Raw genomic sequence first — 17,208 nt, 5'->3', positions numbered from 1 at the left:
CCCCCCCCCCCCCCCGAGACGAGATCCGCGCTCGACCCCGATCTCGACCTGTCCACGGGCGAGGTGGCCCGTCACGACGACGAGCCGCACGGCAGCGGCATCAACAACCGTCTCAACTGGCTGCGCGCCGCGGTGCTGGGCGCCAACGACGGGATCGTCTCGACCGCCGGCGTGGTCGTCGGCGTCGCGGGCGCGACCACCGACCGCAACGCGATCCTGGTCGCCGGCGTCGCCGCGGTCGCCGCCGGGGCGATGAGCATGGGGGCGGGCGAGTACGTCTCGGTGAGCACCCAGAGCGACTCCGAGCAGGCGCTGCTCGACAAGGAGCGCCGCGAGCTCGAGGAGGAGCCCGAGGAGGAGCTCGCCGAGCTCGCCGCCATCTACGTCGGCAAGGGGCTCGACGAGGACCTGGCGCTGCAGGTCGCCCTGCAGCTGACCGGGCACGACGCCCTGGGCGCCCACGCCGAGGCCGAGCTCGGCATCGACCCCGACGACCTGACCAGCCCCTGGGCGGCGGCCGGCGCCTCGATGCTGGCCTTCACCATCGGCGCGCTGCTGCCTCTGCTGACCATCCTGCTCGTCGTCGCCGACCTGCGCGTGGGCGTGACCATGGGCACGGTCGCCCTGGCCCTGGCCCTCACCGGCTGGGCCAGCGCCAAGCTGGGCTACGGCCCCACCGGCCGGGCGGTGCTGCGCAACGTCGCCGGCGGCCTCTTCGCCATGGCCGTCACCTACCTGATCGGCACCCTCCTCGGCGCCCACGTCGTCTGACCCGGCCCGAACTTCGCGCCGACCCGGCCTGAATCTCGCGCTGACCCGGCCCAGACCTCGCACCGACCCGGCCCGAACCTCCCCGTGCAGGTCCGGGCCGGCTCGGTGGGAGATCTGCGCCGGCTCGACGCGAAGAACGGGCCGGGTGGGCGGGAGATCCGGGCCGGGTCGCGGCTAGGTTGGCGGGGTGCGTCTCTTCGCTGCACTGGTGCCACCGACCGAGGCGGTCGAGCACCTCGACGCGTTCCTCGAGGTGCGGCGCGGGGCCGCCGACTTCCGGTGGAGCCTGGCCGAGCACCTGCACGTCACCCTGGCCTTCTACGGCGACGTCGAGGAGTGGCGCCTCGACGAGGTGGCGGAGCGGCTGCGCTCCGCGGCCGCGCGGCGTACGCCGGTCGAGGCCCGCGTGGCCGGGGGCGGCGCGTTCCCCGACCCCGCCGCGGCGCGGGTGCTGTGGGCCGGTGTCGACGCCGAGCCGCACGACGAGCTGGAACGCCTCGCCGTGGGCTGCCGCACCGCCGGCGCGGTCAGCGGCGCGCGGGTCGACGGCCAGCGCTTCCGCCCGCACGTGACCGTGGCCCGGCTGCGGCGCGCCGGGCACGTCGACGACTGGGTGCGCCTGCTCGACGGCTACCGCGGGCCCACCTGGCGAGCGGGCAGCGTCGCGCTCGTGGCCTCCCACCTGGGGCAGGGTGCCCGCCGCCGGCCCCGCCACGAGGTGCTCGAACGCGTCGAGGTCGGCTCCGGCGAGTGACGCGCGGTCGCCGGCGATCTCCCCTAGGTTGACCAGGGTGAGAGTCGCAGTCGTGCGCGAGACGCGGGAGGCCGAGGCCCGGGTGGCGCTGGTGCCCGAGCTCGTGGCCAAGCTGACCGGGCTGGGCCACCAGGTGCTGGTCGAGACCGGCGCCGGGCTGGGCGCCCTGGCCGACGACGCGGCGTACGCCGAGGCGGGCGCGAGCGTCGTCGACGACCCGCTCCCCGATGCCGAGCTGGTGCTCTCGGTGCAGCCGCTGACCCGCGAGGCGGCCCGGCGGCTGCCCGCCGGCGCCGTGACGGTCTCGTTCCTGCCGACCGCGCTCGAGCCCGACCTGGTGCGCGACCTGCGCGACCTGTCGGTGACCAGCCTGGCCATGGAGCTGGTGCCGCGGATCTCGCGAGCCCAGTCGATGGACGCGCTGTCGTCGCAGTCGCTGGTCGCCGGCTACCGCTGCGCGATCGTCTGCGCCGGCCTGCTGCGCCGCTTCTTCCCCCTCAACATGACCGCCGCGGGCACCGTCCCGCCCGCCGAGGTCGTGGTGCTCGGCGCCGGCGTCGCGGGCCTCCAGGCGATCGCGACCGCCAAGCGGCTCGGCGCGGTCGTCAAGGCGTACGACGTGCGCGCGGCCGCCGCCGAGGAGATCCGCTCGATGGGCGCGCAGGCCATCGAGCTCGACCTGCCCACCCTCGAGGGCGCCGGCGGCTACGCCCGCGAGATGAGCGAGGAGCGCTCGCGGCTGCAGCGCGACCTGCTGGCGCCGTACGTCGCCGCCGCCGACGGGCTGATCACCACCGCGGCCGTGCCCGGGCGCACCGCGCCGGTGCTGGTGACGCGGGCGATGGTCGAGCAGATGCGGCCCGGCTCGGTCGTGGTCGACCTCGCGGCCGACTCGGGCGGCAACGTCGAGGGCGTGGTCGCCGGGGAGGTCGTGCGCATCGGGGAGGCCCAGGTGTGGGGTGGGCGCAACGTGCCGGCCCAGATGCCCGGCCCGGCCTCGCGGCTCTACGCCCAGAACGTCGTCAACCTGGTCACGCTGCTCGCGCCCGAGGGCGAGCTGGTGCTCGACCTCGACGACGAGATCCTGGCCGGTGCCTGCGTGACCCACGCCGGCGTGATCCGGCACGAGCCGACCCGGGTGCTCGTCGAGGGCCCGGCGGAAGGGGAGGTCCAGTGAGCGAGGGCGTGGTCTGGCTGACCATCTTCGTGCTCAGCGTCTTCGTGGGCACCGAGGTGATCTCGAAGGTCTCCTCGACGCTGCACACGCCGCTGATGTCGGGGGCCAACGCGATCCACGGGATCATCCTGCTCGGCGCGGTGATCGTCACCGGCGCCACCGACTCCACACCTGCGCTGGTCGTCGGGCTGGTCGCGATCGTGCTGGCCGCCATCAACATGGTCGGCGGGTTCGTGGTCACCGACCGCATGTTGCAGATGTTCTCCCGCCGCAAGCCGCGCCCCGCGCCCGCCGATCGGTCCGACCGGTGATGCCGACCTGGGTGCAGCTGGTCTACCTGGGCTGCGCGGTCTGCTTCGTCCTGGCCCTCAAGGGGCTCTCCGGCCCGCGCACCGCACGGCTGGGCAACCTCGTCGGCGCGGGCGCCGCGGTGGTCGCGGTGACGGTGCCGTTCGTCTACCTCGAGCTCGACCACGTGCCGCAGATGCTGGCCGCGATCGCGCTCGGCTCGCTGGTCGGGGTCGTGGGCGCGCGCAGGGTCCAGATGACCCAGATGCCGCAGATGGTGGCGCTCTTCAACGGCGTCGGTGGTGGCGCGGCGGCCCTGGTGGCGCTGCTGGAGCTGCAGCACATGGGTGCGGGCACCCCTGGCTTCGACCTCGTCGCGACGGCCTTCACGATCGTGGTCGGCTCGGTCTCCTTCGCCGGCTCGGCGGTCACCTTCGCCAAGCTGCAGGAGCTGATGACCTCGCGCCCGGTGGTCTTCCCCGGGCTCCCGGTCGCGTTCGCAGCCGCGCTGCTGGGCGGCGTCGGACTCTCGGTGCTGGTGGTGCTCGAGGCGTCCCTCGCGCTCGGCGTCGTGCTCGCGCTGGTGGGCCTGGCACTGGGCGTGCTGCTGGTGCTGCCGGTCGGCGGGGCCGACGTGCCGATCGTGATCTCGCTGCTCAACGCCTTCACCGGCCTGACCGTCGCCGCTGGCGGCTACGTGCTCGGCAGCGTGGTGCTGCTGGTCGCCGGCACCCTGGTCGGCGCGGCCGGCACCTTCCTGACCCTGCTGATGGCGCGGGCGATGGGCCGGTCGGTGGCCAACATCCTCTTCGGGGCGCTGCGCGGCGGCTCGACCCTGGGCGCCGGCGAGGCCTCCGACCGCCCGGTGCGCTCCTCGGGACCCGAGGACGTCGCGATCCTGCTGGCGTACGCCGACCGGGTCATCGTGGTGCCCGGCTACGGGCTCGCCGTGGCCCAGGCCCAGCACACCCTGCGCGAGCTCGTCGAGGTGCTGCTGGCCCGCGGGGCGAAGGTCGACTACGCGATCCACCCGGTCGCCGGGCGGATGCCGGGCCACATGAACGTGCTGCTCGCCGAGGCGCAGGTGCCCTACGAGCAGCTCGCCGAGATGGACGACATCAACGGCGACTTCAAGCAGACCGACGTGGTGCTGGTCGTGGGCGCCAACGACGTGGTCAACCCGGCCGCCCGCAGCACCCCCTCGGCGCCGATCTACGGCATGCCGATCCTCGACGTCGACCAGGCGCGGCAGGTGGTCTTCCTCAAGCGCTCGATGCGCCCGGGCTTCGCCGGCATCGAGAACGAGCTGCTCTTCGACCCCCGCACCACCCTGCTCTTCGGTGACGCCAAGGACTCGCTGGCCAAGCTGCTCGCGGCCGTCAAGGCGCTCTGACGGCCGCCGCCAGCTCCGTCGGCCGGCCGATGAAACTCACGACCGCCGGCGCCACGGGGGTGAGACAGCTCGCTGCGCGGCCGGGTTGGCTGGAGCCATGACCAACACACCGGAGAAGATCGTCTACACCGCCCGCGCCACCGTGAAGGGCGGCCGACAGGGCCACGCCAAGTCCGACGACGGCATCCTCGACTTGACCCTGACCGCGCCGAAGGAGACCGGCGGTCCCGGCACCGGCACCAACCCCGAGCAGCTGTTCGCGGTCGGCTACGGCGCCTGCTTCCAGGGCGCGCTGGGCCTGGTCGCCAAGAAGCACGGCGTGGACGCCGCGGACTCGACCCTGGAGATCGCGGTCGGCTTCGGCCCCGAGGGCGAGTCGTTCGCCGTCACCGTCGACATCACCGCGACCATCCCCGGCGTCGACGACGCGAGGGCCCAGGAGCTCGTCGAGGCGGCCCACCAGGTGTGCCCCTACTCCAAGGCCACCCGCGGCAACGTGCCCGTGACGGTCACCGGCAAGGGCGCCTGAGCGCCACGGCTGCGCCACGGGACGTCATACGGTCGGGAGGGACGGACGTCCCGCCCGTATGACGTCCCCCGCGGCGCCGTGGCTCAGCCGGCCACGCCGTACAGCCGGTCGCCGGCGTCGCCGAGCCCGGGCACGATATAGCCCTTCTCGTTGAGCCGCTCGTCCATCGCCGCGGTGACGACCGTGACCGGCACGTCGAGGCCCTCGAGGTCGGCGGCCAGGCGCTCGCAGCCCTCGGGGGCGGCGAGCAGGCAGATCGCGGTGATGTGGTCGGCGCCGCGGTCGGTGAGGAAGCGGATGGCGGCGGCCAGGGTGCCGCCGGTGGCCAGCATCGGGTCGAGCACGTAGCACTGGCGGCCCGACAGGTCGTCGGGCAGCCGCTCGGCGTACGTGGACGCCTCGAGCGTCTCCTCGTTGCGCACCATGCCCAGGAAGCCGACCTCCGCGGTCGGCAGCAGGCGCATCATCCCGTCGAGCATGCCCAGGCCGGCGCGCAGGATCGGCACCACGAGCGGCTTCGGGGAGTCGAGCCGGACGCCGGTGGCGGGGGAGACGGGGGTCTGGATCTCGACGGTCGAGACCCGCACGTCGCGGGTGGCCTCGTACGCCAGCAGGGTGACCAGCTCGTCGGTCAGCGCCCGGAACGTCGGGGAGTCGGTGCTCCGGTCCCGCAGCGTGGTGAGCTTGTGGGTGACGAGCGGGTGGTCCACGACGTGGGTGCGCATGGCGACACCCTAGTGCGCCTGCCCGGAGGGGTGGGCCGCGGGAAAGGGACTGGTCGCCGCACCCGGACGTCTGTCACTGTAGGAAGTGCCGCACGTCCGTGCAGCAGCGTGGTTCGTCCGTCCCGGAGGGTGTCCCCATGGTCGAGCAGTTCGACGAGGTCGACTTCGCGCTGGCGGCCTACCGCACCGACGGCGAGTGGGTGGTCGCCGAGCTGACCCACGACCACCTCGAGGACGTCGACGTGCTCGCGAGCGCGCTGCGGCGCTTCCCCGGCGACGCCGGGACCCTGGGCCTGGTCGCGATCGACGAGGACTTCTTCGTGCTGGTGCGCGTCTCGGGCGGCACCACCCGTCTGCTGCTCTCCGACGTGACGGCGGCCGAGGAGTGGGAGCTGGCGGCCTCGGTGCTCGAGCACCTGCACCTGCCCGACCCCGAGGACGACGACGAGCCGGAGCCGGCCGGTGAGGTCGGCCTGCTGGCCGACCTGGGTGTCAGCGCCGCGACCATGGCCGAGCTCATCGACGACGAGGAGCTCTACCCCGACGAGCTGCTCTCCGAGGTCGCGCGTCGCCTGGGCTTCGGCGAGCTCTTCGACGACGTGGTCGGCCTGACCTCGGCGTGAGCGCCACCCCCCGCCCCACCGGCCCCTGGGAGCCGGAGATGCGCGCTGCCCTCGACGAGGCGCGCGCCGCGCTGGCCACCGGCGACGTGCCGATCGGCGCCGTGGTCGTCGATGCGACCGGTGCCGTGCTGGGCCGCGGCCGCAACGTGCGCGAGGCCGAGGCCGACCCCACCGGGCACGCCGAGGTGGTCGCGCTGCGGGCGGCGGCGCAGGCGCGCGGCGAGTGGCGGCTGGAGGAGTGCACCCTCGTGGTGAGCCTCGAGCCGTGCACGATGTGCGCCGGCGCGGCGGTGCTGAGCCGGGTCGAGCGCGTCGTCTTCGCGGCGTACGACGACAAGGCCGGGGCCGTGGGCAGCCTCTGGGACGTGGTGCGCGACCGCCGTCTCAACCACCGCCCCGAGGTGGTCGCCGGGGTGCTCGCCGACGAGTCGGCCGCGCTGCTGCAGGAGTTCTTCGCCGCGCACCGCGGGGCCGGGGCGGGGTCGTGAACGGGGCCGGCCCGGCCGGGTCGATCCGCAACTGGGCGGGCTCGCACACCTATCGCGCGGCCCGCTTCGTGGAGGCCCGCAGCGTCGCCGAGGTCCAGCGCGAGGTCGAGGCGGCGACGAAGGTGCGCGTGCTGGGCACCCGGCACTCCTTCAACGACCTCTGCGACACCGACGGCACGCTGCTGAGCACCACGGGCTTCCCCGACCCCGTCGTCGTCGACGCGCCTGCGCGCAGGGTCACCGTCCGCGGCGGCCAGCGGTACGCCGTCGTGGCCCGCGCCGTGCACGAGGCGGGCCTGGCGCTGCCCAACATGGGCTCGCTGCCGCACATCTCGACCGCCGGGGCCGTGGCCACCGGCACCCACGGCTCGGGCACCGCCAACCAGGCCCTGGGCGCTGCGGTCGCGGCGCTGGTGCTGGTGGGGCCCGACGGGGCGCTGCGCACGGTGCGCCGCGGGGAGCCCGACCACCTCGGGAGCGTGGTCGCGCTCGGGGCGCTGGGCGTGGTCGTCGAGGTCGAGCTCGACCTGGTGGCGCCCTACGACCTGCGCCAGGAGCTGCACCTCGACCTGCGCTGGGACGCCCTGCTCGCCGACCCCGTGGGGGTGCTCGGCCTCGGCTTCAGCACCAGCGTCTTCACCCGGTGGAGCGGCGACCTCGTGGGGGAGGTGCTGGTCAAGGCCCGGGTGCCGGACCCCAGCGGCGACCTCGACCGCGCCGCTGGGCTGATGGGGGAGGCCGTCGCCGCTGGCGCCGGGTCGCCGCTGCTCGGGCTGGGGGACTCGATGACCCTGCGGGGCACCGACGGCCCCTGGATCGAACGGCTCCCGCACTTCCGCCACGACCGCGAGCCCAGCCAGGGCGACGAGATCCAGAGCGAGTGGTTCGTGCCCCTCGAGCGGGCCGGCGCGGCGCTCGCCGCGCTGCGCGGCCTGGGCGAGGAGCTCGACCCGCTGCTGCACGCCAGCGAGCTGCGCACGGTCGCCGCCGACGACCTGTGGCTCTCGCCGGCCCAGGGCCGTGACTCGCTGGCCCTGCACTTCACCTGGCGCAACCGCCCGACCGAGGTCGCGGCCGCTGTCGAGCGGGTCGAGTCCGCGCTGGCTCCGTTCGCGCCGCGTCCGCACTGGGGCAAGGTCTTCGGGCCCGGATTCGACGCGGCGGCGGCGTACGAGCGGGCCGAGGACTTCCGGGCGCTGCGGCGACGCGTCGACCCCGTCGGGGTCTTCGTCAACGAGTTCGTGCAGCGGGTCGGGCTGGCCTGAGGGCTCCTCAGACCCGGCTCGGGCGGCTGGGTGGGGCGGTCGCGTCTACCGGCGCGTCGACTGCCGGGCGACCAGCTCGGGGGTGAAGAGCACCTGCTGGTGCGTGTGGCTGGGATCCGTGGCCTCCTCGAGCACGAGGGCAGCGGCCCGGCGCCCCAGCTCCTGCCGCGGCTGGCGCACGGAGGTGAGGGGCACTGCAGCAGCAGCGGCGAAGTCGATGTCGTCGTACCCGACGATCGCCAGCTGCTCGGGGACCCTCGTGCCCGAACCGATCGCCTGTTGGAGCAGACCCAGCGCGACCAGGTCGTTGAGGCAGAAGGCGGCCGTCGGGCGACGAGCGGCGGGGAGCCCAGCCAGGCGGTCGCCGGCCTCGCGACCCGCCGCCACGTCGAGCGCCGGCGTGGCGAGGTGCACCAGTGCCTCGTCCGGGCGGCCGGCCTCCGCCCAGGCCTCTCGGGCGCCCTTGAGCCGGTCGCGCACCTGTCCCAGGTCGTCGGGCCCACCGATGACGGCGACCCGGGTGTGGCCCCGGTCGAGGAGGTGCTCGACGGCCAGACGCCCACCGAGGACGTCGTCGACGGCCACGGAGCAGAAGGAGTCGTCCTGTCGACGACGGTCGACGATGACCACAGGAGTGCCGCGGGCGGCGAGCTCGTCGAGCGAGGTCGAGTCCGGATCGACGGGCGTGACCAGGACCCCTTGGACTCGCTGCTGCTCGAGCAGGGCGAGATGTGCCCCCTCGCGATCGGACCGATTGGCGCTGTTGAAGAGCATGACCGTCAGGTCGGCGTCCTCGGCGGCGCCCTCGACGCCCTGTGCGACATCGGTGAAGAACGGGTTGCCGGCGTCGAGCATGACGAAGGCCAGGGTCCGGCTGGTGCCCGACCGGAGGTGACGGGCGGACTCGTTGCGGACGAAGCCGAGGTCGAGCATCGCCTGGCGAACCCGGTCGCGGGTGGCAGGGCTGACGCGGTCTGGCCGGTTGAGCACGTTGGACACGGTGCCCAGGGAGACCCCCGCCGCCACGGCGACGTCCTTGACCGAAGCACTTCGGGCCGAGTCGGTGGGCATGAGGCCTCCTGGCCTGGTCCGGGTACGAGCGAGGGCCCGCGCCATCTCCTTGAAACGATCTACCACAACTGGGGACGATCATGCATGTTCGGGACCCGACACGATGCACTGCTGCCAGTGAATTTTTCCCTGTGCTCCTTGACGCCTGTGACTGTGCTCACCTACCGTGACGACGTCCCATTGAAACCTTTCACATCAAGGAGTCGACCATGGCGGAGCCCATCCTGGTCCTGGAGGACGTGTCCAAGTCCTTCGGGTCGGTGACGGCGCTGAGCGCCGGGCGACTGTGCGTGGAGCCGGGGTCCATCCATGCCCTCATCGGTGAGAACGGCGCCGGCAAGTCGACCATGGTCAAGATCATCGGTGGTCTCTACCGACGCGACACCGGCGTGCTGCGCCTCGAGGGCCGCGACGTGGACTTCGGGTCGACCGCGGACGCCAAGGCCGCCGGTGTCGCCGTGATCTACCAGGAGCCGACCCTCTTCCCCGACCTCTCCGTCGCTGAGAACATCTTCGTGGGGCGCCAACCGCTGACCAGGCTGGGGCTGATCGACCGGGCCCGGATGCGTGAGGACGCCCACCGCCTCTTCGCGCGCCTCGGTGTGCCGATCGACCCGGACCGCCAGGCAGAGGGCCTGTCCATCGCCGACCAGCAGATCATCGAGATCGCGAAGGCCATCAGCCTCGACGCCCGGCTGCTGATCATGGACGAGCCGACGGCGGCGCTCTCCGGTGTGGAGGTCGAGCGGCTCTTCGGCGTCGCGCGCAGCCTGCGTGACCGCGGCGCCGGTCTCATCTTCATCTCGCACCGCTTCGAGGAGGTCTTCGAGCTCTGCGACGCCCTCACCGTCATGCGGGACGGCGCCTACGTGGCCACCCACCGCACCGAGGACGTGAGCGTCGACGAGGTGGTCAACGAGATGGTTGGCCGCGACATCGACGCCCTCTTCCCCAAGGAGGTGGCCCAGATCGGCGATCCGGTGCTCCAGGTGGAGGGGTTGTCTCGCGTGGGGCTGTTCCGCGACGTCACCTTCGAGGTGCGGTCGGGGGAGATCGTCGCCCTGGCCGGCCTGGTGGGTGCCGGGCGCAGCGAGGTCGCCCGGGCCGTCTTCGGGGTCGACGCCTACGACCAGGGGCGCGTGCTCATGGACGGGCAGGTCGTGCCTGGTCGCTCCCCGCGTGCTGCGATCGCCGCCGGCATGGGCTTCGTGCCGGAGGATCGTCGCCGCCAGGGACTCGTCCTCGAGCTCAGCGTCGCGCGCAACCTCACCCTCACGCTGAGGTCCCGGCTGGCCAGGTTCGGGCTCATCAGCAACCGCTCGGAGAGGAAGGCGGCCGAGATCTGGTCCCGGCGGCTCCAGGTGAAGACGGGTAGTCCCCACCATGCCGCCGCGACGATGTCAGGTGGGAACCAGCAGAAGGTGGTCCTGGCCAAGTGGTTGGCCACCGAGCCGCGGCTGCTCATCGTCGACGAGCCGACACGTGGCATCGACGTGGGCACCAAGGCCGAGGTGCACCGCCTGCTCTCGGACCTGGCCGGCCAGGGCGTCGCCATCGTGATGATCTCCTCCGAGCTGCCCGAGGTGCTGGGCATGGCCGACCGGGTGCTGGTCATGCACGAGGGGCGGGTCAGTGCCGAGCTGTCCCGCGACGAGGCAACCGCCGAGCGGGTCATGCACGCGGCCACCGGCACGACCGAGGGAGCTGTCGCCTGATGTCCACAACCACGAGCGTCCCCGGCGACACCCGGGACGCAGCCGGGGCGCACGAACCTCCCCGACGCCCGCGCCGCCAGCGTGTCGCGCCCCTGCTCAGGGCCCGCGAGATGCCTGTGGCCATCGCACTCGTGGTGCTCGTGCTGGTCACCTGGCTGGTCAACGACCAGTTCCTGTCGCCGCAGAGCGTCAAGGACCTGATGCTCAACTCCACGATCCTGGTGATCCTCGCGGTGGCCCAGGCGGTCGTGCTCATCACCCGCAACGTCGATCTCTCCGTGGGAGCGATCCTGGGCATCGTCGCCTTCAGCGTCGGCGCCATCTTCGAGTCCGCCCCCGGTCTGCCGATCCCAGCCGTGGTGCTGGCCGGGATGGTCCTGGGTGGCGCCCTGGGCGCCGTCAACGGGGTCCTGGTCACCGTCGCCAAGGTGCCGGCCCTCGTGATCACGCTCGGGACGCTCTACGTCTATCGGGGGGTCCTGTCGAGCTGGGCCGGGAGCAAGCAGTACTTCTCCGGTGACAACCCCCGCGCCTTCGGACGGCTCTCCGTCGACACCGTGCTGGGTGTCCCGTTGATCACCCTGCTCGCCCTGGTCGTCGTGGTGGCCGTAGCGGTGTTCATGGCCTACCGCCGGTCTGGTCGAGACCTCTACGCCATCGGTTCGGACCCCGAGGCGGCCGGACTGTTCGGCATCCGGGTGCAGGCTCGGGTCCTGCTCGCGTTCTCAGCGTGCGGGGCGCTGACCGGCCTCGCCGGGGTGCTGTACGCGTCGAGGTACAACTCCGTGGGCGCCCTCACCGGCAGCGGCCTGGAGCTCGACGTGGTCGCGGCTGCGGTCGTCGGCGGCGTGGCCATCTCGGGTGGGGTCGGGAGCGTGGCCGGGGCCGCGGTCGGTGCAGTGCTGCTCAGCACGATCACGAGCTCGCTCACCGCGACCCGGGTCGACAAGTTCTGGCAGCAGGCCATCGTCGGTGTGCTCATCCTCGCCGCCGTGGTGGTCGACCGCGTGACAGCGATCCGTCGCGCCAACAAGCTCCGAGTCAGCGAGGCCCGAGATGACTGAGACCCGCACCCCACTCCCCGCCGCACCCGCGGTGCCGGAGTCCGGCCCATCGCTGGTCGCCCGGCTCCTTCACCGACCGGACGTCGGTCTCTTCGCGGCCCTCGTCCTGGTCGTCGCCCTGGCCTCCGGGATCATCGTCAACTTCGCCTCGACGGTCACGCTCGGTTTCCTCCTCGTGGGGGTCATCCCGGTCCTGCTGCTGGCCATGCCGATGACGCTCATCATCATCACCGGCGAGATCGACCTCTCCGTGGCGAGCACCGCCGGCCTGGCCAGTGCGGTCATGGGCGTGCTGTGGCGCGACACCGACCTGAGCATCTGGGTCGTCATGACCATCTGCGTCGCGGTGGGGGCCCTGTGCGGCGCGTTCAACGGGCTGCTGATCACCCGGCTCGGACTGTCGTCGCTGGCGGTCACCATCGGCACCCTCGCACTGTTCCGGGGACTGGCCCTGGTGGTCATCGGGGACCAGAAGGTCTCCGACTTCCCGTCGGAGCTGACCCGGTTGGCGACGCGACGGATCGGCGAGACCGGCGTGCCGGTCGCCATGGTCGGAGTGGTCGTGCTCGTGGCGGTCTTCGCCGTCGTCCTGCACCAGACCCCCTTCGGCCGCTCCCTCTACGCCTTGGGCTTCAGCAGCGAGGCGGCTCGCTTCGCGGGCATCCGGGTCGACCGGGCCAAGCTGGTCCTCTTCACGGTCTCCGGCGCGATCGCCGGCGTCACTGGTGTCTTCTGGACGCTGCGCTACGCGAGCGCGGGACCCGACAACGCGACCGGTCTCGAGCTGACCGTGATCGCTGCGGTGCTGCTCGGCGGCGTGTCGATCTTCGGTGGCCGTGGCACCGTCTTCGGCGTCGTCACCGGGGTGCTGCTCATCGGCACCGTCACCTACGCGCTGCGTCTGGCCCGGGTGCCGGAGACCGCGCTGACGATCGTCACCGGCGCCCTGCTCATCCTCTCGGTGGTCACCCCCAGCCTCCTCGCGGCGCTGCGCGAGCGCCGCAGGCTGGCCCGGCTCACCTCCACCAGCTCCCCGTCGGCGCCCGCCGGCGGGTGACGACGCCCAGCGTCAGAACGAAAGGATCCACCATGAAGTTGTTCTCCCAGGCGTTCGGGCGCCGTCGCGGTCGGGCGGTCGCCCTGGCGGCCACCGCGGCTGCCCTCTCCCTGACCGTCGCCTCCTGCGGCTCGGTGGGCGCGGACTCCGGCAGCGACGGAGAGGACTCCGCCGCCAGCATCGTCTTCCTGCCCAAGCAGCTGAACAACCCCTACACCGACGTCGTGCTCGGGGGTGGCGAGGAGGGCGCCGAGGAGCTCGGCCTCGACTCGTCGGTGCTCGGGGCGCTCGAGGCCAGCGCGAGCGCGCAGGTCCCCTTCATCGAGCAGGCGACCCAGGAGGGCACCGATGTCCTGGTCATCGCGGCCAACGACCCCGACGCGGTCGGCCCGGCGCTCCAGGCGGCCCGTGACGGCGGCGCCAAGATCGTCGCCTTCGACTCTGACACCAACCCTGACTACCGCGACCTCTTCGTGAGCCAGGTCGAGGCCAAGGACGTCGCGCTGGTGCAGCTCGAGATGATCTCCGAGCAGATCGGCGGCGCGGGCGACATCGCGATCCTGTCGGCCACCGCCACGGCGACCAACCAGAACGAGTGGATCAGGTTCATGGAGGAGGAGATCGCCGCCAACCCCGACTACGCCGACATCAAGATCGTCACCAAGGTCTACGGCGACGACGACGCGGACAAGTCCTTCAAGGAGGCGCAGGGCCTCCTGCAGTCCTACCCCGACCTGAAGGGCATCGTCTCGCCGACGACCGTCGGCATCGCAGCGGCGGCCAAGTACCTCTCCACCTCCCGGTACAAGGGCAAGGTGTCCCTGACCGGGCTCGGCCTGCCCAACGAGATGCGTGAGTTCGTCAAGGACGGCACCGTCACCGAGTTCGCCCTCTGGGACCCCGCTCAGCTGGGCTATGTCGCGGCGCACGCCGGACAGGCGCTGGTCGACGGCGACATCACCGGTGCCGAGGGTGACTCGTTCGAGGCCGGCGACCTCGGGGAGCGCACGATCGGTGAGAACGGTGTCGTCATCGTCGGGCCGCCGACGCGCTTCAACGCCGACAACATCGACGAGTACGACTTCTGAGCAGATGGGGACGAGGTCCCCGGCTCGAGCCTGAGCACCACCTGACGGCTCCTCCCCCACCTGCGGGTGGGGGAGGAGCCCCCCGCCCCGGTCGCACCGCGCGATCTCTCGACCCAGGAGTGTCATGACCAGCACCGTGGACCCTGCCGCCCGACCCGCCGACCTGGCCGCGCTGCTGCCACCCTTCACCCGACGGCGCACGCGCATCGGTCTCGTCGCGGGTGGTCTGGCGGCGTACTGGCCCCAGTTCCCCCAGCTGCTGCCCCAGCTGCAGGAGTCGACCCGCTACGTCGCCGACCGGTTCGACCGGCTCGACGCCGACGTGGTCGACGTCGGGTTCGTGTCGGACGCGCAGGAGGCCGCCGCGGCGGGTGAGAGGCTGCGGGTCGCCGACCCGGACCTCATCGTGATCTTCCTGACCACGTACCTCACTGCCTCGATGGTGCTCCCGATCGCACAGCGCGCGGGCACCCCGGTGCTCGTCATCGACCTGCAACCGACCGAGGCGATGGACCATGCCTCCTTCGGCACCGGCGAGTGGCTGGCCTACTGCGGTCAGTGCCCGGTCCCAGAGGTGGGCAACGTCTTCCGGCGAGCCGGCATCGAGTTCCGCTCGGTCTCCGGTCACCTCAAGCAGGAGCGCGCATGGAGCCGGATCGAGCAGTGGGTCCACGCCGCCGGCGTCCGGGGCCGCCTGCGTCACGCCAGGCACGGTCTGATGGGCCACCTCTACCCAGGGATGCTCGACGTGTCGACGGACCTGACCGGGGTCTCGACGACCTTCGGTTCGCACGTCGAGGTACTCGAGTTCGACGACCTGCGCGTGCGTGTCGACCAGGTCAGCAGTGCCGAGGTCGCCGAGCGCATGGAGCTGGCCCGGCAGGTCTTCACGCTCGACGGGTCCGTCGACGACGAGGACTTCGCCTGGGGCGCGCGTGTCTCGGTCGGCCTCGACCGGCTGGTCGAGGACTTCGACCTCGACTCGGTCGCCTACTACCACCGCGGTCTGGACGGCGAGCAGCACGAACGCCTGGGGGCAGGGATGATCCTGGGCTCCTCGCTGCTGACCGCCCGCGGCCTCCCGATGGCCGGCGAGTACGAGCTGCGCACGTCCATCGCCCAGGTGGCGGCGCAGGCGATCGGGGCCGGTGGCTCGTTCACCGAGATCCAGGCGCTCAACTTCCGCGATGGGGTCGTCGAGATGGGCCACGACGGTCCTGCCCACCTCGCGGTCAGCGCCCGCGACCCGCTCCTGCGCGGACTGGGTGTCTTCCACGGCAAGCGCGGGTGGGGCGTCAGCGTCGAGTTCGACGTGCAGCAGGGTCCGGTGACCACCTTCGGCATCGGCCAGGACCGCGACGGCAGCTACAGCTTCATCACCTCGGAGGGGGAGGTCGTCCCGGGCCCACTGCTGGAGATCGGCAACACGACCTCACGGGTGGACTTCGGGGGCGACCCGGGGGAGTGGGTCGACGCCTGGAGCCAGACGGGCATCGGTCACCACTGGGCGCTGTGCGTAGGCCACCGCGCCGCCGACCTGGGCGCGGCCGCCAGCCTGCTCGGCCTCGAGCACCGTCACGTGAGCATGGGCTGAGGCGCGACGTGCCCCGTGTCTGCTTCCAGCTCCAGGTGCGTCCCGACCGCATCGAGGAGTACGCCCGTCGGCACGCGGCCGTGTGGCCCGAGATGCTCGAGGCGCTCGCCGAGGCCGGCTGGCGCAACTACTCCCTCTTCCTGCGTGACGACGGCCTGCTGATCGGCTACGTCGAGGTCGACGACCTGGCGCAGGCCCAGGCGGCGATGGAGACCACGGAGGTCAATGCGCGCTGGCAGGCAGAGATGGCCGACCTCTTCGTCGACCTGGGTGCCGAACGGCCCGACACCGGCTTCGTGCGGCTGAGAGAGGTCTTCCACCTCGAGGACCAGCTGGCGCGGTAGGCGGAACCAGGAGCGGCAGGTGCCACTCCTGACTTGTAACGTTTCACTAGGAGAATGACATGACACGCTTCAGCGAGATCGCACCCCTGCTGGAGGGCCAGGCCATCGAGCTGCCCTCCTGGGCGTTCGGCAACTCCGGCACCCGCTTCAAGGTCTTCGGCACCCCGGGCACCCCGCGCTCGGTGCAGGAGAAGATCGCCGACGCCGCCACCGTGCACCGGTACACCGGGCTGGCGCCCAGCGTGGCCCTGCACATCCCGTGGGACCTCACCGACGACTGGGTGGCGCTGCGGGCGCACGCCGAGGAGCACGGTGTCGCCCTGGGGACGATCAACTCCAACACCTTCCAGGACGACGACTACAAGCTCGGCGCCCTGACCCACACCGACGCCAAGATCCGCCAGAAGGCGATCGACCACCACTTCGAGTGCATCGACGTGATGGACGCGACCGGCAGCCGGGACCTGAAGATCTGGCTCGCCGAGGGCAGCAACTACCCGGGCCAGGCCGACCTGCGTGGACGCCAGGACCGGCTCGCCGAGTCGCTGGCGACGATCTACGACCGGATCGGCGCCGAGCAGCGGCTGGTGCTGGAGTACAAGTTCTTCGAGCCGGCGTTCTACCACACCGACGTGCCCGACTGGGGCACGTCGTACGCCCAGGTCGCCGCGCTGGGGGAGCGGGCCGTGGTCTGCCTCGACACCGGCCACCACGCGCCGGGCACCAACATCGAGTTCATCGTGATGCAGCTGCTGCGGCTCGGGAAGCTGGGCTCCTTCGACTTCAACTCGCGCTTCTACGCCGACGACGACCTCATCGTGGGCTCGGCCGACCCGTTCCAGCTCTTCCGGATCCTCTTCGAGGTGATCCGCGGCGGTGGCTACGGGCCGGCGAACCCCGACGGCCACAGCGACGTCGCGTTCATGCTCGACCAGTGCCACAACATCGAGAAGAAGATCCCCGGGCAGATCCGCTCGGTCCTCAACGTGCAGGAGATGACCGCCCGGGCGCTGCTGGTCGACCGCGAGGCGTTGGGTGCGGCCCAGGAGGCCGGTGACGTCCTGGGTGCGCACGAGATCTTCATGGACGCCTTCAGCACCGACGTGCGCCCCGACCTCGCTGCCTGGCGCGAGGAGCGCGGCCTGCCGGCGAACCCGATGCGGGCCTACGCCGAGTCCGGACACCAGCAGCAGATCGAGTCCAGCCGCGTCGGCGGCACCCAGCTCAGCTGGAACTGACCCTTCCCCAGAGGACGTGAGAGG

Annotated in this window: 18 protein-coding genes; 16 read left to right on the top strand and 2 right to left on the bottom strand. The window is 72.1% G+C overall.

What is annotated here, in order from left to right; translation table 11 throughout:
- Window positions 1-63 precede the first annotated feature (63 nt).
- The 6 genes from ABKW28_RS10680 to ABKW28_RS10655 all read left to right on the top strand — a co-directional run bounded on the left by ABKW28_RS10680 (window position 64) and on the right by ABKW28_RS10655 (window position 4,912).
- Entirely contained in the window at window positions 64-771 is a 708-nt protein-coding gene (locus ABKW28_RS10680; RefSeq protein ID WP_348609171.1) for a VIT1/CCC1 transporter family protein, read from the top strand.
- A gap of 187 nt (window positions 772-958) precedes the next feature.
- Window positions 959-1,525, top strand: coding sequence for an RNA 2',3'-cyclic phosphodiesterase (thpR, locus tag ABKW28_RS10675; protein WP_193669738.1), 567 nt, complete (start codon window positions 959-961; stop codon window positions 1,523-1,525).
- A 37-nt stretch (window positions 1,526-1,562) separates the two neighbouring features.
- Window positions 1,563-2,702, top strand: coding sequence for an NAD(P) transhydrogenase subunit alpha (locus tag ABKW28_RS10670; RefSeq protein WP_348609166.1), 1,140 nt, complete (start codon window positions 1,563-1,565; stop codon window positions 2,700-2,702).
- Window positions 2,699-3,013 carry an NAD(P) transhydrogenase subunit alpha gene (locus tag ABKW28_RS10665; protein WP_348609163.1) on the top strand — a complete coding sequence of 105 codons (315 nt, stop codon included), beginning with the start codon at window positions 2,699-2,701 and terminating at the stop codon, window positions 3,011-3,013. Before ABKW28_RS10670 ends, ABKW28_RS10665 begins: the two co-directional genes overlap by 4 nt.
- On the top strand, window positions 3,013-4,383 hold the full coding sequence (locus ABKW28_RS10660; protein ID WP_348609157.1) for an NAD(P)(+) transhydrogenase (Re/Si-specific) subunit beta: 1,371 nt from the start codon (window positions 3,013-3,015) through the stop codon (window positions 4,381-4,383). Before ABKW28_RS10665 ends, ABKW28_RS10660 begins: the two co-directional genes overlap by 1 nt.
- 97 nt (window positions 4,384-4,480) lie before the next feature.
- Complete coding sequence (locus ABKW28_RS10655; RefSeq protein WP_193669735.1) at window positions 4,481-4,912, top strand: organic hydroperoxide resistance protein; 432 nt, start codon at window positions 4,481-4,483, stop codon at window positions 4,910-4,912.
- An 83-nt stretch (window positions 4,913-4,995) separates the two neighbouring features.
- Here the strand turns inward: ABKW28_RS10655 and upp are convergent, their stop codons facing one another.
- Window positions 4,996-5,637 (bottom strand): uracil phosphoribosyltransferase, encoded by a 642-nt coding sequence (gene upp / locus ABKW28_RS10650; protein WP_193669732.1) that lies wholly within the window; start codon window positions 5,635-5,637, stop codon window positions 4,996-4,998.
- Between the two features lie 137 nt (window positions 5,638-5,774).
- On the opposite strand from upp, the gene ABKW28_RS10645 reads away from it, so the two are divergent.
- The 3 genes from ABKW28_RS10645 to ABKW28_RS10635 are packed head-to-tail and all read left to right on the top strand — an operon-like array spanning window position 5,775 to window position 8,013.
- Complete coding sequence (locus ABKW28_RS10645) at window positions 5,775-6,260, top strand: tRNA adenosine deaminase-associated protein (protein WP_193669731.1); 486 nt, start codon at window positions 5,775-5,777, stop codon at window positions 6,258-6,260.
- Between the two features lie 38 nt (window positions 6,261-6,298).
- Window positions 6,299-6,748 carry a nucleoside deaminase gene (locus ABKW28_RS10640; protein WP_348609168.1) on the top strand — a complete coding sequence of 150 codons (450 nt, stop codon included), beginning with the start codon at window positions 6,299-6,301 and terminating at the stop codon, window positions 6,746-6,748.
- Window positions 6,745-8,013 (top strand): D-arabinono-1,4-lactone oxidase, encoded by a 1,269-nt coding sequence (locus tag ABKW28_RS10635; protein WP_348609155.1) that lies wholly within the window; start codon window positions 6,745-6,747, stop codon window positions 8,011-8,013. The genes ABKW28_RS10640 and ABKW28_RS10635 overlap by 4 nt, the downstream gene beginning before the upstream one ends.
- Before the next feature lie 45 nt (window positions 8,014-8,058).
- Here the strand turns inward: ABKW28_RS10635 and ABKW28_RS10630 are convergent, their stop codons facing one another.
- Window positions 8,059-9,084 carry a LacI family DNA-binding transcriptional regulator gene (locus ABKW28_RS10630; protein WP_341229133.1) on the bottom strand — a complete coding sequence of 342 codons (1,026 nt, stop codon included), beginning with the start codon at window positions 9,082-9,084 and terminating at the stop codon, window positions 8,059-8,061.
- 209 nt (window positions 9,085-9,293) lie between these two features.
- Here ABKW28_RS10630 and ABKW28_RS10625 point away from each other — a divergent pair, with 209 nt between their 5' ends.
- The 7 genes from ABKW28_RS10625 (at window position 9,294) to rhaI (ending at window position 17,184) form a co-directional block, all read left to right on the top strand.
- Window positions 9,294-10,799: a sugar ABC transporter ATP-binding protein gene (locus tag ABKW28_RS10625; RefSeq protein ID WP_341229132.1), complete on the top strand. Its 1,506-nt coding sequence runs from the start codon at window positions 9,294-9,296 to the stop codon at window positions 10,797-10,799.
- A 110-nt stretch (window positions 10,800-10,909) separates the two neighbouring features.
- Window positions 10,910-11,863 (top strand): ABC transporter permease, encoded by a 954-nt coding sequence (locus ABKW28_RS10620; protein WP_348609152.1) that lies wholly within the window; start codon window positions 10,910-10,912, stop codon window positions 11,861-11,863.
- On the top strand, window positions 11,856-12,920 hold the full coding sequence (locus ABKW28_RS10615) for an ABC transporter permease (protein ID WP_348609149.1): 1,065 nt from the start codon (window positions 11,856-11,858) through the stop codon (window positions 12,918-12,920). Before ABKW28_RS10620 ends, ABKW28_RS10615 begins: the two co-directional genes overlap by 8 nt.
- Window positions 12,921-12,952: 32 nt before the next feature.
- Window positions 12,953-14,008: a rhamnose ABC transporter substrate-binding protein gene (gene rhaS, locus ABKW28_RS10610; protein ID WP_348609146.1), complete on the top strand. Its 1,056-nt coding sequence runs from the start codon at window positions 12,953-12,955 to the stop codon at window positions 14,006-14,008.
- A gap of 124 nt (window positions 14,009-14,132) precedes the next feature.
- Window positions 14,133-15,602, top strand: a complete 1,470-nt coding sequence (locus ABKW28_RS10605; RefSeq protein WP_341230481.1) for an L-fucose/L-arabinose isomerase family protein — start codon at window positions 14,133-14,135, stop codon at window positions 15,600-15,602.
- 8 nt (window positions 15,603-15,610) lie between these two features.
- Window positions 15,611-15,946, top strand: coding sequence for an L-rhamnose mutarotase (locus tag ABKW28_RS10600; protein ID WP_341230482.1), 336 nt, complete (start codon window positions 15,611-15,613; stop codon window positions 15,944-15,946).
- 59 nt (window positions 15,947-16,005) lie between these two features.
- Window positions 16,006-17,184, top strand: coding sequence for an L-rhamnose isomerase (gene rhaI, locus ABKW28_RS10595; protein ID WP_348609144.1), 1,179 nt, complete (start codon window positions 16,006-16,008; stop codon window positions 17,182-17,184).
- Window positions 17,185-17,208: the final 24 nt, after the last annotated feature.

This window comes from Nocardioides sp. 31GB23 (genome assembly GCF_040012395.1).
Lineage (GTDB): Bacteria > Actinomycetota > Actinomycetes > Propionibacteriales > Nocardioidaceae > Nocardioides > Nocardioides salarius.
The sequence above is the reverse complement of the archived record's forward strand: the minus strand, read 5'-3'. Positions and strand labels throughout refer to the sequence as shown.

What these genes read in the sequence shown, in the direction of transcription:
- ABKW28_RS10660 (WP_348609157.1), top strand. Translation starts at nt 3,013, where the DNA reads ATGCCGACCTGGGTGCAGCTGGTCTACCTGGGCTGCGCGGTCTGCTTC.
- ABKW28_RS10655 (WP_193669735.1), top strand. Translation starts at nt 4,481, where the DNA reads ATGACCAACACACCGGAGAAGATCGTCTACACCGCCCGCGCCACCGTG.
- upp (WP_193669732.1), bottom strand. Translation starts at nt 5,637, where the DNA reads ATGCGCACCCACGTCGTGGACCACCCGCTCGTCACCCACAAGCTCACC.
- ABKW28_RS10645 (WP_193669731.1), top strand. Translation starts at nt 5,775, where the DNA reads ATGGTCGAGCAGTTCGACGAGGTCGACTTCGCGCTGGCGGCCTACCGC.
- ABKW28_RS10640 (WP_348609168.1), top strand. Translation starts at nt 6,299, where the DNA reads ATGCGCGCTGCCCTCGACGAGGCGCGCGCCGCGCTGGCCACCGGCGAC.
- ABKW28_RS10630 (WP_341229133.1), bottom strand. Translation starts at nt 9,084, where the DNA reads ATGCCCACCGACTCGGCCCGAAGTGCTTCGGTCAAGGACGTCGCCGTG.
- ABKW28_RS10625 (WP_341229132.1), top strand. Translation starts at nt 9,294, where the DNA reads ATGGCGGAGCCCATCCTGGTCCTGGAGGACGTGTCCAAGTCCTTCGGG.
- ABKW28_RS10620 (WP_348609152.1), top strand. Translation starts at nt 10,910, where the DNA reads ATGCCTGTGGCCATCGCACTCGTGGTGCTCGTGCTGGTCACCTGGCTG.
- ABKW28_RS10615 (WP_348609149.1), top strand. Translation starts at nt 11,856, where the DNA reads ATGACTGAGACCCGCACCCCACTCCCCGCCGCACCCGCGGTGCCGGAG.
- rhaS (WP_348609146.1), top strand. Translation starts at nt 12,953, where the DNA reads ATGAAGTTGTTCTCCCAGGCGTTCGGGCGCCGTCGCGGTCGGGCGGTC.
- ABKW28_RS10605 (WP_341230481.1), top strand. Translation starts at nt 14,133, where the DNA reads ATGACCAGCACCGTGGACCCTGCCGCCCGACCCGCCGACCTGGCCGCG.
- rhaI (WP_348609144.1), top strand. Translation starts at nt 16,006, where the DNA reads ATGACACGCTTCAGCGAGATCGCACCCCTGCTGGAGGGCCAGGCCATC.